This window comes from Paenibacillus illinoisensis NBRC 15959 (assembly GCF_004000925.1).
GTDB lineage: Bacteria > Bacillota > Bacilli > Paenibacillales > Paenibacillaceae > Paenibacillus > Paenibacillus illinoisensis.
Genome location: NZ_BIME01000003.1, coordinates 85334 through 101079 on the forward strand (window position 1 = coordinate 85334; position 15746 = coordinate 101079).

Annotated in this window: 12 protein-coding genes; 2 read left to right on the forward strand and 10 right to left on the reverse strand. The window is 53.2% G+C overall.

Annotation, left to right across the window (positions count from 1 at the left end):
* Window positions 1–5: 5 nt before the first annotated feature.
* The 10 genes from hydA to PIL01S_RS09145 form a co-directional block, all read right to left on the reverse strand.
* Window positions 6–1445 (reverse strand): dihydropyrimidinase, encoded by a 1440-nt coding sequence (gene hydA, locus PIL01S_RS09100; protein ID WP_127537273.1) that lies wholly within the window; start codon window positions 1443–1445, stop codon window positions 6–8.
* Window positions 1442–2737, reverse strand: coding sequence for an NAD-dependent dihydropyrimidine dehydrogenase subunit PreA (gene preA / locus PIL01S_RS09105; RefSeq protein WP_127537274.1), 1296 nt, complete (start codon window positions 2735–2737; stop codon window positions 1442–1444). The genes hydA and preA overlap by 4 nt, the downstream gene beginning before the upstream one ends.
* Window positions 2738–2829: 92 nt before the next feature.
* Window positions 2830–4200, reverse strand: a complete 1371-nt coding sequence (locus tag PIL01S_RS09110) for an NAD(P)-dependent oxidoreductase (RefSeq protein ID WP_127537275.1) — start codon at window positions 4198–4200, stop codon at window positions 2830–2832.
* A gap of 69 nt (window positions 4201–4269) precedes the next feature.
* On the reverse strand, window positions 4270–5151 hold the full coding sequence (locus tag PIL01S_RS09115; RefSeq protein ID WP_127537276.1) for a nitrilase-related carbon-nitrogen hydrolase: 882 nt from the start codon (window positions 5149–5151) through the stop codon (window positions 4270–4272).
* 92 nt (window positions 5152–5243) lie between these two features.
* On the reverse strand, window positions 5244–6524 hold the full coding sequence (locus tag PIL01S_RS09120) for a M20 family metallo-hydrolase (protein ID WP_127537277.1): 1281 nt from the start codon (window positions 6522–6524) through the stop codon (window positions 5244–5246).
* A 75-nt stretch (window positions 6525–6599) separates the two neighbouring features.
* Window positions 6600–7973 carry an aspartate aminotransferase family protein gene (locus PIL01S_RS09125; protein WP_127537278.1) on the reverse strand — a complete coding sequence of 458 codons (1374 nt, stop codon included), beginning with the start codon at window positions 7971–7973 and terminating at the stop codon, window positions 6600–6602.
* A gap of 22 nt (window positions 7974–7995) precedes the next feature.
* A complete protein-coding gene (locus PIL01S_RS09130; RefSeq protein ID WP_127537279.1) occupies window positions 7996–9057 on the reverse strand; it encodes an ABC transporter substrate-binding protein in 1062 nt (353 codons plus the stop codon).
* A gap of 80 nt (window positions 9058–9137) precedes the next feature.
* Complete coding sequence (locus PIL01S_RS09135; protein WP_246058150.1) at window positions 9138–10073, reverse strand: ABC transporter permease; 936 nt, start codon at window positions 10071–10073, stop codon at window positions 9138–9140.
* Window positions 10070–10882 (reverse strand): ABC transporter permease, encoded by an 813-nt coding sequence (locus PIL01S_RS09140; protein ID WP_127537280.1) that lies wholly within the window; start codon window positions 10880–10882, stop codon window positions 10070–10072. The genes PIL01S_RS09135 and PIL01S_RS09140 overlap by 4 nt, the downstream gene beginning before the upstream one ends.
* Window positions 10863–11678, reverse strand: a complete 816-nt coding sequence (locus PIL01S_RS09145; RefSeq protein WP_246058151.1) for an ABC transporter ATP-binding protein — start codon at window positions 11676–11678, stop codon at window positions 10863–10865. Before PIL01S_RS09145 ends, PIL01S_RS09140 begins: the two co-directional genes overlap by 20 nt.
* Window positions 11679–12254: 576 nt before the next feature.
* Here PIL01S_RS09145 and PIL01S_RS09150 point away from each other — a divergent pair.
* A complete protein-coding gene (locus tag PIL01S_RS09150; RefSeq protein ID WP_127537281.1) occupies window positions 12255–14477 on the forward strand; it encodes a methyl-accepting chemotaxis protein in 2223 nt (740 codons plus the stop codon).
* A gap of 127 nt (window positions 14478–14604) precedes the next feature.
* Window positions 14605–15606, forward strand: a complete 1002-nt coding sequence (gene moaA, locus PIL01S_RS09155) for a GTP 3',8-cyclase MoaA (RefSeq protein ID WP_095291142.1) — start codon at window positions 14605–14607, stop codon at window positions 15604–15606.
* Window positions 15607–15746: the final 140 nt, after the last annotated feature.

Here is a 15746-nt window from a genome sequence, read left to right on the forward strand (position 1 = left end):
TCGCCTCAACCTCCCGTCACTGTCGTAACCGCCTGCCGCCCAGGCATCGGGGCACCTGCATCGTATTTGGCACGCTTCACATACTGGCCCGATCCTGCCGCACCTGCAAACTGACGATCCTTAATGACATACTCCCCCCGGCACAGCACGGTAACGGGACACCCCTGTACCTGCATGCCTTCGAAGGCGCTATAATCCACATTCATATGATGTGTACTCGCCGATATCTCCCGGGAAATGGACGGATCAAAAATAACGATATCCGCATCGGTACCGACTGCAAGTGTCCCTTTCTGCGGAAACATCCCAAACAGCTTGCTCGCCCGGGTAGAACACAGATCTACCCATTGATTCAATGAAATGCGTCCTTTGGCAACTCCCTCCGAGTATAAAATGCTAAGCCGGTCCTCAATGACAGGCCCACCATTAGGAATTTTGCTAAAGTCATTCTTCCCCAGATCCTTCTGTCCCTTGAAATTAAATGAGCAGTGATCGGACCCAATGGTCTGCAACTGGCCGCTCTTCAGTGCATTCCACAACACCTCCTGATGGGAGGCTTCCCTGAGAGGCGGGGACCAGACATACTTCGCCCCTTCGAAATCAGGCTGATCCATGATGGACTGATCCAGCGTCAGATACTGCGGACATGTCTCGCCCCAAATTCGATAGCCCATGTCGCGCATGCGTGCAATCTGCTCCACGGCTTCGGCACACGTCACATGCACAACATACAGCTGTGAATCCGCAAGGGCAGCCAGACGTGCAGCGCGTCCTGTCGCCTCTCCTTCCAGGATGGAAGGACGGGTAAGTGCGTGATGGATCGGCTCGGTTCGCCCTTCAGCAAGCGCCTGTCGAACAAGCAGATCGATGACATCGCCGTTCTCGGCATGCACCATGACCAGTGCACCGTACTCCTTGGCCTTTTGCAGCGTCTGATAGAGGATGCCATCATCTGCCTGGAACTGGTTTTTATAGGCCATGAACACTTTGAAGGAAGACACCCCTTCTTCCTCAATGACCTGCGGCAGTTCCTCCAATACCTGGTCATTCATCTCTCCGATCATCAGATGAAACCCATAGTCGATGGCAGCCTTCCCCTTGGCCTTCGCATGCCATTCCTTCAGGGATTCGGTGAGCGGTTTGCCTTTCTGGGTCAGACAGAAATCAAGGATTGTCGTTGTTCCGCCAAACGCTGCCGCTGCGGTTCCCGTTGCAAAATCATCCGCGGTCACTGTCCCGCCAAAAGGCATATCCAGATGGGTATGCGGATCAATACCACCGGGAATGACATAACAGCCGGCAGCATCCACGATCTCCGTTCGGTCATCCGCCACCATGCCCATGCCAATCTGCGTGATTTTCCCGTTCTCGATGAGTATATCTGCTGCAAATGTGTCTGCTGCCGTGACCAATACGCCGTTTCGAATCAGTTTGCGCCCACTCATGATATCGCCTCCTTGGTTGATTGATCTCTAATCGATTGCAGTACAGCAATCGCAGATTGACGTTCATTCCAGGTTAACGGTGTCTGTTCAGGTGCTACCTCGACCATTTCAATAGCCCCGTCCACCGGACATACAATCGAGCATAGGTTACATCCCACACAATCTTCCTCGACCACTTCCAGATAGGCGCCGGAAGGATCAGTCAGCATATCAATACACTGATGCGATGTGTCCTCACAAGCGATATGGCACTTGTTGCAGTTAATGCAGACATCACGGTTGATGCGGGCGACCACTTTGTAGTTGAGGTCCAGATTACCCCAGTCCGAGTATCGGGGGACCGTCTGGCCCACAAGTTCCGTCACACTGCTCAGGCCCTTCTCATCCAAATAATCATTCAGCCCGTCGATCATATCCTCCACGATGCGAAAACCATGATGCATCGCTGCCGTACACACTTGGACGCCTGTCGCTCCCATGAGCAAAAACTCCGCCGTATCCCGCCAATCGGATATGCCGCCAATACCCGAGATGGGCACGCCCACTTCCGGATGGCGGGCACATTCGGCCACCATGTTGAGGGCAATCGGCTTCACGGCTGGTCCGCAATAGCCGCCATGGGCTCCTTTGCCGCCTACATGGGGCACGGTATTCCACGAATCCAGATCCACCCCTGCCAGAGAGTTAATGGTGTTGATAAGAGAAATGGCATCCGCACCGCCGCGCACTGCGGCCCGGGCCGTTGCCGTAATATCCGTAATATTCGGTGTCAGCTTCACGATCACGGGGGTCGTCGCGACTTCCTTCACCCACATCGTCTGCAGCTCAACCAGATCCGGCTGCTGACCGGAAGCCGCCCCCATGCCGCGTTCGGCCATCCCATGGGGACAGCCGAAGTTTAACTCCAGACCATCCACTCCTACTGCTTCTACCTTTTTGACAATCTCATGCCACTTCTCCCGCTTCGGCTCCACCATCAGTGAGGCAATGACCGCGCGATCCGGGAAGCGTTTCTTGGTTTCGGCAATCTCCCGCAGATTGACCTCCAGTGGACGATCGGAGATCAACTCAATATTGTTGAAGCCTGCTACCCGCTGTCCGCCGAAATGTACAGCAGCAAAACGGGATGACGTGTTAATGATCGGTTCACCCAGCGTCTTCCACACCGCGCCTCCCCAGCCTGCCTCGAAGGCGCGCTGCACCTGATATCCCGTATTCGTCGGCGGAGCAGATGCCAGCCAAAATGGGTTGGGTGATCGAATACCTGCCAGATTTATCGATAAGTCAGCCATAACGATCCCTCCTTGGTGTTGTTTGCATATATGGTCTTGCTTTGCACTCGATGGCTTCATGGTCTGAACAGCATACGAAGCACAAGCTCACCTCAAGCCGTTTCCTCCACCTGTCCAGGCAATGCCTTCATCAGGGCAGCTGCAGCCAGCTTCCCCTGCTGGGCAGCCGAGACAACCATGGCCTCGCCTTGCCCCTGGCCGAAAATCACATCCCCTGCCGCATAGATCTGCGGATGAGAAGTTCGGTAGGTCTGCTGCTCCACCTCAACAACGCCCCAGTGATGACGCAGACCGAAGGCTTCAATGAGAGGCAGCAGCCGGTTCTGTCCGATCGCCCGGACGACGGTGTCACATTCAATCATGAACTCCGTTCCTTCTTGGGGTACGGGTAATGCACGCCCGCCTCCTGGCGGCGTGACCAGCTCCATTTTCACACACTCCACAGCTCGGACTCGCCCATTCTCATCGCCAATAATGCGCTGCGGCATCGTAAACCACCTGAACTCTACCCCTTCCTGTTTCGCAAACGCATATTCAAACGCATAGGCTGTCATCTGACCCTCTCCGCGCCGATAGAGCATCTGTACACGTTCTGCTCCCAGACGTACCGAGCAGGTGGCTGCATCCACTGCCGTGTTGCCTGCACCTATGACGGCTACTCTCAGACCATTCAGCGCAGGCGGTACGCCCTGTTTCGTGGATTCCACCAGTTCAATGGCATCGTACACCCCTTCCAAGGTCTCTCCTTCGATCCCAAGCATCGGAACGGAACCCATACCACAAGCCAGAATGACAGCTTCATGCTGTTCCAGCAGTTGTGCAGGAGACAGATCCACTCCTATACGTACGCCGTACCGGATGTGTACACCCAGCGCTTCAACCTGCTCCACTTCCCACAGGGACACTTCCTGCGGTAAACGAAAGGAGACGATCCCGTACGTATTTAATCCACCACCCTTGGGCTTCGCTTCATAGATCGTCACCTCATACCCTGCACGGCCAAGCTCTCTGGCTGCGGACAAACCGGCAGGCCCGGCGCCAACAACAGCGATGGAACGGCCATTGGAGGGGGCTGCCTGAAACAAAGGTTCATTGGCCTGCCGTGCCCAGTCCGTGGCATATCGCTGCAGATCACCGATGCGAATGGGCTTGGACGATTCGTTCAGTACACAGGCGCCTTCGCACAATTCCTCGGTTGGACAGACTCTTGCACAGCTGGCTCCTACCGGATTGGCATCCATAATGGTTCGGGCCGAGCCTTTCAGATGACCTGTCGATATTTTCCGGATAAAGGAAGGGATATTGATGTCTGTTGGGCACGCCTTGATGCAAGGTGCATCGTAACAGTACAGACAGCGGTTGGATTCCTCCATCGCTTCCTTGCCTGTCATGGCGGGTTTCATCTCGGCAAAACGGCTCTCCCATCCATAATCGGATAACGCTGCGCCCGTGCTGTTTATCATGAACATGCACCTCCTAGGGATTGAATTAGGGTCCGGGTCCTTTTTTGAATACAACCTATCAAATGCCAGTTACAGGTTAACCAGATGCTCATACGTCTCAGGGCGCCGATCCCGGTAGAATTGCCATACATTGCGCACTTCACGGATGATTTCGGTATCCATCTCACCGATGACAATCTCATCCTGATCCCTGCTGCCCATGGCAACCATTCGTCCGCGCGGGTCCACCAGATACGACTGACCATAAAATTCGCCCATATTCCAAGGCGCCTCCACGCCTACCCGGTTAATGGCAGCCACGTAATAGCCGTTGGCAACGGCGTGGGCAGGCTGTTCCAATTTCCACAGATATTCCGATGTACCCGCCACCGTGGCTGACGGATTGAACACAATCTCCGCTCCGGCGAGTCCGAGCAGACGGGCTCCTTCCGGAAAGTGCCGATCGTAGCAGATGTACACGCCTACTCTGGCGTAAGCTGTATCAAATACCGGGTATCCCAGATTCCCGGGCCTGAAATAATATTTTTCCCAGAAGCCGTTCGTGCCCTCGCCTGCTTCCACATGCGGGATATGATGCTTGCGGTATTTGCCCAGATAGGAGCCATCAGCATCAATCACGGCAGCCGTATTATAATACGAAGCAATGCCTTCCACCTCGTACACAGGCAAAATGATCACCACGCCCAGTTCCTTCGCAAGCGCCTGAAAACGCCTGGTTGTCGGTCCCTCCGGCACCGGTTCGGCAGATGCGTACCATTTGGGATTTTGTTCGGTGCAAAAGTAGGGTCCATAGAAGACCTCCTGCAGTCCGATAATCTGTGCTCCTCGTGCTGCAGCCTCACGGACCAGGGTGATATGCTTCTGGATGGCAGCCTCCTTGTGCTCTTCAACCGGTGCCGATCCTTCCACTTCATGCGAAGCCTGAATCAGGCCTATATTGATTTTCCCCATACGCCAGTAACGCCTCCTTCTACCCAGATTAGGATGTATTAGAGATAAATCCGATCGTTTATCGGTTCCTTTTTCATATCAGAAAAGGTGAATCAGCCCTCCGATTCAATGTCAGCAGGCAGCAGACTACATATCTTCCGAATCGTGCGGTATAATACCTCCGTTCCCAGCGCAATGTCCTCCGGGGAGGAATACTCACTCGGATGATGGCTGATCCCATCCTTGCTGCGGACAAAAATCATGCCATAGTCACACACATAAGATAGCGCCAGCGCATCATGGAACGGACCACTCATAAGCTCCGGCAAGGACAAGCCCATCTCCTCTGCAGACGAGCGAATGGCTGCCTTGATTCGTTCCGCACAGTAGCGCGGTTCACTATTGGTATCTTCAGCCACGGAATAGGTAAGCCCATGCTGACTGCATACTTCAGCAAGCACATTCATCAGCCGGGCTTCAAGCTGGTTGCGGCGTTCCATCTCCATATCGCGCAAGTCCAAGGTGAAGCTGACTTCCTCAGGGATGATGTTGCGCGAGTCGGGGAACACCCTCAGACTGCCCACCGTACCAACCGTGGGGGCAGCCGGATCTGCTCTAACCATGTCATCAAACGCTGCAATGACTCTCGCACTGCCTACGAGCGCATCATGACGCATAGCCATCGGTACCGAACCGGCATGCCCTGCCATGCCCTTGATCGTAACCGTGAGCCATAACGGTCCGGAGATGCCCGTGACCAGTCCCACCGGGGCATCCAGCGATTCCAGCACAGGGCCCTGTTCGATGTGCAGCTCCAGATAGCTGCCGATGGATCCAGGTGCATAGACTCCTTCAGCGAATTTCTCTACCGAGCATCCGAAGGCTTCAAGCGCCTGCCTGCGAGTCACCCCGTTCCTGTCCTGTCGCTCCAGTTCTCCATCTTCCAACTGCCCGGTCATTCCCCGGGAGCCGAACAGGCCTTTGTTGAACCGGGAACCCTCTTCATCGCAAAAGGCTACGACCTCAATCGGCATCGGAGGCTGAAGGCCACTCTCCATCAGGCACTGCACAGCTTCCAAGGCACCCAGGACACCAATGGCACCATCATACCTACCGCCATAAGGCTGTGAATCAATATGCGAGCCGATCATCAAAATGGGCTGCGCAGGATCAGCACCTTCCAGGCGGCCAATCAGATTCCCGAATGGATCGAGACGGGTCTCCAGTCCGGCTTCTTCCATCCAAAGACGCACCTGGATAATGCCTTCCATATCTTCAGGGGTGAGGGCAAGCCGGCAAACGCCGGTCTCTCCGATTCGTCCAATACGGGACAATTGTTCAATTCGTTCATTCAACCGAAGATGGTTAATGCCTATTCCGGATGTGGTCTGCATCTTCCCTCGCCTCCACATGGTTTATTTTTCAAACGAGTCATACGAGAGTCATTCCTGGAATTCTCTATCCATCCACTATCCTGCCTCCACACTCCGCAGTGCCTTAAGCAAACTTTCCGCAATCAGCTCCAGCTCATCCTCCGTGGTGACAAAGGGCGGTGATATCGTCAAAATGTTGGCGAAACCGGGTACCGTGTCCCCGTTTTTACCAATAAGAATGCCGTCCTTCTTACAACTGGCCAGCACGTGCGCCACCTTCCCTGCATCAGCCGGAGAGCCGTCCGCTTCTATAAGCTCGATGCCGCAGGCGAAGCCAAACATTCGAACATCTCCGACCCCAGGCAGCTCCAGCAGCGGCTCCAGCTTCTCACGAAGGACTCGCCCCAGTTCATCCGCACGCTCCACCAGATTTTCACGCTCCAGGATTTCGATGTTGGCCAGTGCTACCCGGCAGGAGACCGGATTGCCGCCGAAGGTGTTCACATGGCGAAAGTGAGCATCCGGTCCGGGTTCCCGGAACGTATCATACAGCTCCGCTCGCACGGCTGTAGCCGATAATGGAGAGTACGCGCTGGTCATCCCCTTGGCCATGGTGACTATATCCGGCTGCACCCCGTAATTCTGGTGTCCGAACTTCTGTCCGGAACGACCGAACCCGCAGATCACTTCATCCACGATCAGCAGCACACCGTAACGCTCACAGATCTCCTTCACAGTGCGCATGTAGTCCGGAGGTGGGACAATCATGCCGCCCCCCGTAATCACCGGTTCCATGATCACCGCAGCCACGGTCTCGGGGCCTTCCCAGCGGATGACCTCTTCATAGATGGTTGCACATTCAAGTCCGCACCCCTCCTTGTTCCGTCCAAAGGGACAGCGGTAGCAATACGGGGGTGGGACATGGGAGAAGCCCACGCCCAGCGGCTCGTACTTGATCTTGCGGGCAGCTTGCCCAGTGGCACCGAGGGCGCCCATGGAGTTGCCATGATAAGCCCGGTGACGGGAGATGAACTTGTGTCTGGTTGGCTCACCATTCTGGTGATGAAACTGACGGGCTATTTTGAACGCCACCTCATTGGCATCCGATCCCGAATTGGAGAAAAAGATTCGATAGTCTCCCTCCAGCCATTCATTCAGCTTCTCTGCCAGTAAAATCGCCGGCTCGTGGCTCTGGGTCATCGGCACATAAGCGAGTGATTTCATCTGCTCATATGCGCTCTTCGCAATCTCCTCCCGTCCATGCCCCACATTCACGCACCATAACCCGGACATGGCATCCAGATACCGCGTTCCATCCTGATCCGTAATCCAGCTGCCTTCCCCGCTGACCGCAATCATTGGATGATCATTATGAGGCGAGATGTGATGCCACACATATTTACGGTCCTTCTCCAGCCATTCTTCCTTGGTACCGCCAAGCGGCTGAGGTTGCTGATCCACGGAGCTCATTCGTCATCCTCCTTCGACTCCCTTATTTCACCGCTTCTTCGTAAATGCTCTTCTCCAGCGCTTCATCCAGGTTGGCTGCCTTCTTGATCAATCCATAATTCAGTGCTATATCTGCTGTACGGGCAAACGATTCATCCACAAAACTGCCCACCTGCTGCTCCGTAAATCCTTCCGGACGAATCAGCTTCGCAATCTCCGCCAGCATCGTAACCTGATGTTCACGGGTCGTACTGCCATCGGTCACGTTGCTCATGACGATATCCACGGCTTCCTCCTGGTTGTCGATGGCGTAATTCCAGCCTTTCAGAATGGCACGGGTGACTTTAACGGCAAGATCGCGGTTTCCGTCGACCCAGTCCTTCTTCGCAATTAATGTATCTTCCAGCATGCCTACGCCAGCATCCTCAATGTTGAACACATCCAGATCGGACTCCTGTACGCCGCTTTCCAGCACGACGTGATATTCGTTATATATGGTTGCTGTCGCGACATCCACCTGGTCATTGAAAAACTGATCCATCGTAAACCCCTGCTTCACCAGCTCAATATCCTTCTTCGGATCAAGTCCGTTCTTCTCCATAAAAGCGAGGACCTGGAACTGCTGGCTGCCGAACCATGTGCTTACCTTTTTGCCTTTCATCTGGGCCGGATCAGTAATTCCTGCTGACTTCTTGGCGATTAGACGATAGCTGCTCTTCTGTGAAATCTGGGCAAGGGAGACCAGCGGCAGACCGTTGTCGCGGCTCACCAGCAAACTGTCTACCCCCGTGATGCCGACATCGGCTGCGCCGTTCACCACCTGCTGTTCAATGACGATATCCGGGCCACCTGGGATAATCTCTGCATCGATACCTTCATCTTCAAAAAAACCTTGTTCCTTCGCGGCATAAATTCCCGCAAACTGGGCCTGCGGAACCCATTTAAGCTGAATTTTCACTTTCGTTAAGGACTGCTCTGCGTCTCCTCCTGAACTTGCAGCAGCAGGTTCGGCAGACGGCTCCGTCTTCGCGGAACATGCTGCCAGCAAGGCAACCGCGAGCATCAGCACAACGACCATCAAACCCGATTTCAACGTTTTGTACATATACAAACAACCCCCTGTTTATATAAGAATTCAATCAGGTACTGCAGCGGATCTGTGGTATTCCCGCACGATGGTGAGGGTTATGCGTTAGTGCGCACACGGTTCCATGGAATGAGCCGCTTCTCCGCCAGTACAACGGCTTCATAGAGCACGATGCCGAGAGCGGCAGCAATGACGATACAAGACCAGGCAAGCGGCATGTTGGCGAGCCGAATCTGATCCGACAGCAGATATCCAAGACCTTGGGAAGCGATAAAAAATTCGCCGACAATGGCACCGATAATACTGGTGGACATGTTGATCTTCAGTCCGGCAAAGAGGGACGGCATGGCGTGTGGCAAGCGCAACTTCAGGAACACCTGCATGCGGCTTGCAGCGAGCCCATCCAGCAGTTCACCATACTGCGGCTGTATGGAGGTGAGTCCCTTGAACAAACTGACTGCCATGGCTGCCATCGTAATGACGGCCACTACGGCAATCCGTGACCAGATGCCGTCCCCAAACCAGTTGTTCATGATGGGCGCCAGCGCAACAATCGGTACTGCATTAAGAGCCGACATCACTGCGATCCCTGCCTTGCCGCTGATCGGGAAGAACGAAGCGCCAGCAGCTGCAACCGCCCCCAGAAGGGAACCCAGCAGGAAACCTCCCAGCATTTCCGTACCACTATATAAGGCATATCGAAAGAGCATTTCCGCATTATCCCGGATGGAAGCTGCAATGGCTGAAGGTACAGGAAGCTGATAACTTTCCAGTGAAAATAATTGATGAAACAACCGGAACTGCCACAAGGCGAGAAAACATAGGCCGGCCAGCCAAGGGAGCAGATGCAAAATAGTCCACTTTTTCCGCGCAGTACTGACTGGCCGTTCCTGTTCTGCTTGTCCCTGCTGCCCCTGAATCTCCGAGCTAGGGACAGAAGCAGCCATAGCTGAACCGGGCAAAGACGCAGAGCCGGACACCGCAGCTGTTCCGTTCTCATCCCGGCTGCGGTTCACCATTACCCCTTCGCTCATACCGCGTTCCCTCCCTTCGCTCTGAATTCGGGCTGCCAGGGCGTTAACCAGCGTTCGGCCAGGCTGATGACCAGATACGAGATTAGGCCAATGCCGATGCTAAGCATGATCGTAGCCCAGAACATACCGACTTGAGCGCTGCCATAATACAAGGAACTGACCATCAGGACACCAAGTCCATCGGGTGCACCCATCAGTTCGACGACGATGGAAGAAGTGACGGCTAGCGGGGCAGCGATTTTCATGCCGGAGAACAGTCCTGGTAGGGATGAAGGCAGCAGGCATTTGATATATCTGGCCGGCAGCGAGGCTCCGCAGGAACGCATCAGCTCCAGATGCTCCGGTGCGGCGCTCTTTAACCCTTTTAACGTGTGAATGACAATGGGGAAGAATGTAACATAAGCCGCCATGACGATCCTGGCCCACTCGGCATGATGAATAATGCCGTACACAATCGGTGCGAGACCGATAATTGGGATCATCTGCGAGGAGATAACATAGGGAGATAGTGTCCGTTCCAGCCAGACGGCCGCACTCATGAGAAGCGCCAGCATCAGCCCCAGCATTGCTCCTCCTGCGAATCCAATCGCTGCATTGCCGAACGTCACTGCCCCCTGCCCAGCGAGAGTGCCCGAGTAGCGAACCAGTGCGGCAAGAACGTCATGAAGATAAGGCAGACGGGATGCAGCCTGCTGCGGTGACATCCACATGTGGAGAATCCAAGCTATACCCTCCCACAGCAGCAGTAGGGATAGAATCCATATCACAATCCAGGATCGGTAATCCAGCTTAAGTGAGCGCAGGGACATGGGCCGGATCACGCTCCTCATGAAAACAATTGCGAATGGTGGTCAGCATGTGGTAGAAGTCTTCGGTCTCCCTCAGTTCATTGGTTCGATTCGAAGGCAGCGCCACAGAGTGAATGGAATGTACTTGCCCGGGATGTGCCGAGAGGACAACAATGCGATCTGACAGAAATACGGCTTCGGGGATACTGTGCGTGACAAAGAGGAAGGTTTTGCCCGTGGACCGCTTGATCTCAAGCAGTTCCAGCTGAAGCTTCTCTTTCGTGAATTCATCCAGCGCGGAGAACGGCTCATCCATCAGCAGCAGCGGCGGATCCAGCGAGAGCGCGCGGGCAATGGATACCCGCTGCTGCATGCCTCCACTGAGCTGCCAAGGATAGTGGTCCGCAAATCGGGTGAGGCCGACCATCTCAAGAAGCTCACTACTGATGCGGCGGCATTCTTTTTTGCTTGTGCCCAGGATCTCCAGCGGCAGCTCTACGTTGTGACGTACCGTGCGCCAATCAAACAGGGCTGGTGTCTGGAATACGATACCGAATTGTCGCTGCAGGCGCGCCTTTTCAGGTTCTGAGCCTGCAATCCTGACGCTGCCTGAAGTCGGCTGCAGCAGATCTGCTATAAGCCTGAGCAATGTCGACTTGCCACAGCCTGAGGGACCAAGCAGCGAGACGAATTCATTGGACTGGATATGGAACGTCACATCAGACAGTGCGGTGACCTGTTTGGTTCCAGTACCAAAAACGACAGATACATGATCAATTTCAATGTGGCGAGCTTCGGGGACGTTCATGGATGACATGGGCATTCTCCTTTTCGCGGGGAAGTTAGGTTTCATTTCACACCAAGGCCGAATGGAAGGTTTGCGTTCACGAACGTAACAGGTTTTCTGGTTAGGTAATACTATAAATCATTGGGCGGAGATTACATTATACAGACTGTTTTGAGTATGGGCCTGTTCATGTTACACAGTGTAAAATGAGACAAATTCTCATTCAGAACGATGTCAGCCCATGGATGGTTTATCTGACACCACGTTATTCGATATGCATATATAGCCTGTTTTTCAATGTTCTTTATGGATGGCCTATTCGAGCATGTGTATAGAACTGGGTACGTATTCCAGTACAATAAGTCCTATAATATAGGTCCTTCGCATGCCTGTCCTCCTTAAAAAGCGCATGTTTCTTTGTATTTATTGAATAAATATTCGGAAAATATGACATATACCCTCGTATTCTTGTCGTTTTTCTTGTATAACGTTTTATATGGAAAAGATAGGAATACTACTTCTTTTGGAAATGACAGAATCCATATCGTTTTATCAGGAAAGGGCTGTGCAATTAAGCTTTCAACTTCAAAGATCGGGGTGGTCTGTATGTTTGATTGGCTTGGCTGGAGAAAAGGGTGGCCGTTATGGCGGTCGTATCGGTTGAACGCACATATCAAGAATGATGTGGAGCAGATTTTTGAGGGAATTGCCGAAACCAGGCGGCAGCTTCTACTGGATTGGGCAGATGAACAGTGGCGTCATATGGATCAATTCGTGTACCAGATCCAGTCAGCAGGACTTCTGGACACAGCACACATCGTACCAAATAGCAGCAAATGGGATGCATGCTTCAAAGCTGCGTACATCCGGGCAGCAGATAGCACGGAGATTTTTATGTTGGACGAACAGAATCAGGTTGTATTTTCTACATATAAAAAACATATTGGACAGATCTATGAAGATAACGAAGCTTCCATTGGACCAGGCTTGAAATATGCCAGAGCAGATGCGACCGGGAAAAGATGTCTCTATGGACCTTATTCAGATCCAGTGACCATGGAGATCGGGCCCCGCTCCTCCTCTTTTCACGATGATGTCACGCTCATGTTCATTGAACCCGTGCTGCAGGAAGGACGCTACATCGGTTCACTGTGCTGCCGAATCCCCAATGATGTGCTCGGGGACTTGATCCAACGGGAGTCCGGACACGTCTATCCCGATTCGGGAGATAATTATCTCTTCATGGCCGAGTCGAAACTGCGCCCGCATCTGCAGCCAGGAACAGCTCTGTCTCGCAGCCGATTTGAGGATCATACATTTACACATGGCGAAAATCTCAAGGATGGTGTCACCACCCATTGGGGGATTGTATCCGTCAAAGAGCATACCGAACTGGAATTGATGTTCACCGACCCTTCCACTGGGGAGCTGCATCCTGGCGTTGCTAATACCATTCGTAACGGATCGAATCTGTTTGCAGCCTATCCGGGCTATTCCGATTACCGTCACATTTCTGTTATCGGCAAAGGCATCACCTTCCAGCTTCCCCACTGTCCCGATCGATGGGGCATGATGTGCGAAGGTGATTTGGAGGAAGTATACCGGGTACGCAGTATCGGCTGGCGTCAGTTCAAGCTGCACAGCCTGTTTATCGGTTTATCAGGCATTGGGGGAGCTGCCCTCGTATATGCCTTATCAGGAAGTGCATGGAGTGCAGCAGCTCTGGCGGCATTTAATATCATTTTGGGTTTGGTCACAGCAGATCAGCTGCAACGGAGACATCATCAACGTGTGCACGAGGACTTGCGGCGCATCAGCCGGTTTATACGGATTAACGCGGAGGGTCAGGGCGATCTGACCCAGCGGCTCGATACATCCGCTTTTGCACAGGATGAATCCGGTGAACTCGCAAAATGGATCAATAACATGATTGACTCGCTCGAGGGCATCATGCTCAAGGTTCAGGTTGCCACCGTGGATGTAATGAACAACCAGTATCAGATGCGCACGTCCACCGAAACAACCCAAGTTACGACCGAACGTGTCAATCATAAGATCGGATCCATGATCCACGGCATACGTGAACAGCTGGAGGATCTCGACCAAGCCAAGCTGGCTGCCGATCATATGCGTCTTACACTGCAGCAGCTGGAGGCCTCGGCCACAGAACAGATTGATGTCGCACGTCAGGAAGTGGAACGCATTGGCGGCAAAATGACGCAGATCTCGGGGACCGTCAAGGATACCAACCGTACGATTCTTTCCTTTATGGAGACCATGCAGGACATTTACCGTGCACTGGCAGCCATCGATGAGATATCCGCTCAAACCAACCTGCTTGCGCTGAATGCATCCATTGAAGCAGCACGTGTCGGAGAACATGGCCGCGGTTTCGCTGTCGTTGCCGGGGAGATTCGCAAGCTGGCTGAGCTGTCCCGTTCCTCTACCGAAGACATCCATCAGATTCTGAACAATATCACTACCGCGGCCGATACCGCGGCCCGCTCCATTCATGAAGGAGATCAGGTACTGGCTGAAGGCAGCACACTGGTTCAAGCAGCTGCACAACTGCTGCAAAGTGCGTCAGCTGAAGATTCGCAAAGGACACAGGTCGTGGATCAAGTCGTTAGACTTATGGAAAATATCGCTGCCATCAGTCAACAAAACCGCTCCACGTCCGCAGAGGTGGAGACCGAGATGATGGCACTGCTCAGTGACATGATGCATGTTCAACAGTCTTCGCATAATGTGGAAGCCATCACTGTATTTCTGCAGCAAATTGTGGGTCAATTCCAGCTGACTCATCCCGAAAAAATTGCTGCCACCTGACGTTATCGTTGACGCGGATTGGAGAAATAGCTAAAATTTGATGCAACTGTTCTTTTGAATTTCGACATTGTCGTATCGTTCATTTTATAGAAGCTTTCCAATCTGAATCAATGAAAGGGTGGTCAGCATGGAAATGCTCCAGGATTCGTTTGGCAGGATCCATGACTACATCCGTATTTCCGTTACGGACCGCTGTAATTTGCGTTGTGTGTACTGCATGCCAGCTGAAGGCATGGAGTTCGCCCCGCATGATGAAATTATGAGCTACGAGGAAATCACCCAGGTGCTCAAGGTGCTCGCCCCGATGGGCATGCGCAAAGTTCGCCTGACTGGCGGTGAACCACTTGTACGCAAGGATCTGCATAAACTTGTTGGCATGATCTCGGCCATCGACGGGATTGAGGATATTGCGTTGACGACCAATGCGCTCCTGCTGGATAAACAGGCCCAGGCACTGAAAGACGCTGGGTTAAACCGGATTAACATCAGTCTCGATTCCCTTCATGCGGACCGATTCTCCATGATTACCCGCGGAGGAGACGTCAATAAAGTGCTCAAGGGGATTGAAGCTGCAACGGCTGCTGGACTTGCGCCAATCAAGCTGAATGTGGTCCTGATGAAAGGCATCAATGATGATGAAATCAAGGATTTCATTGCGATGACGATCGATCAACCGCTGCATGTGCGTTTTATCGAATACATGCCCATCGGACATGCTTCGGATTCATGGCGCAAATCGTATCTCCCGCTGGAAACCGTCACCGATGTGTGTGCGGAAGCCGGCTGGACTGTAGAGAGCACATCCGGACCGGCAGGGAATGGTCCTTCCCGCAACATGAAGATTGCTGGTTCACAGGGAACCTTCGGCCTGATCCACCCGGTTAGCGATCACTTCTGTGATAATTGCAACCGGCTGCGCCTGACGGCAGACGGACATATCAAGGCCTGCCTGTACTGGTCGGATGAGTACAATGTTCGCCGCTATGTTGATGATCCGGATGCGATGGCTGCCCTCTTCCTCAAGGCACTCGGCACGAAGCCGAAGAACCATGAAATGGCGTTGGCGCTCGAGCAAAAAATGCAAAGCCATACCCCAACCGTACGGCGCATGTCCCAGATCGGTGGGTAGGCCTTCTTTTAAACCCTATAATGGGTACGAACACATGAAGAAATTATGGACGTTAAGTGAGCTCAACCCACGTTGTGCTGCCAATACTAGCTTGTTATGAAGCCGCGAAGGAGATATCCTTTGCGGCTTTTTTTCATAAA

Excerpts from the sequence above, each read along its gene's own strand:
- PIL01S_RS09130 (WP_127537279.1), bottom strand. The coding sequence starts at position 9,057 with ATGTACAAAACGTTGAAATCGGGTTTGATGGTCGTTGTGCTGATGCTC.
- PIL01S_RS09110 (WP_127537275.1), bottom strand. The coding sequence starts at position 4,200 with ATGATAAACAGCACGGGCGCAGCGTTATCCGATTATGGATGGGAGAGC.
- hydA (WP_127537273.1), bottom strand. The coding sequence starts at position 1,445 with ATGAGTGGGCGCAAACTGATTCGAAACGGCGTATTGGTCACGGCAGCA.
- PIL01S_RS09150 (WP_127537281.1), top strand. The coding sequence starts at position 12,255 with ATGTTTGATTGGCTTGGCTGGAGAAAAGGGTGGCCGTTATGGCGGTCG.
- moaA (WP_095291142.1), top strand. The coding sequence starts at position 14,605 with ATGGAAATGCTCCAGGATTCGTTTGGCAGGATCCATGACTACATCCGT.
- PIL01S_RS09120 (WP_127537277.1), bottom strand. The coding sequence starts at position 6,524 with ATGCAGACCACATCCGGAATAGGCATTAACCATCTTCGGTTGAATGAA.
- preA (WP_127537274.1), bottom strand. The coding sequence starts at position 2,737 with ATGGCTGACTTATCGATAAATCTGGCAGGTATTCGATCACCCAACCCA.
- PIL01S_RS09135 (WP_246058150.1), bottom strand. The coding sequence starts at position 10,073 with ATGAGCGAAGGGGTAATGGTGAACCGCAGCCGGGATGAGAACGGAACA.
- PIL01S_RS09125 (WP_127537278.1), bottom strand. The coding sequence starts at position 7,973 with ATGAGCTCCGTGGATCAGCAACCTCAGCCGCTTGGCGGTACCAAGGAA.
- PIL01S_RS09145 (WP_246058151.1), bottom strand. The coding sequence starts at position 11,678 with ATGTCATCCATGAACGTCCCCGAAGCTCGCCACATTGAAATTGATCAT.
- PIL01S_RS09115 (WP_127537276.1), bottom strand. The coding sequence starts at position 5,151 with ATGGGGAAAATCAATATAGGCCTGATTCAGGCTTCGCATGAAGTGGAA.
- PIL01S_RS09140 (WP_127537280.1), bottom strand. The coding sequence starts at position 10,882 with ATGTCCCTGCGCTCACTTAAGCTGGATTACCGATCCTGGATTGTGATA.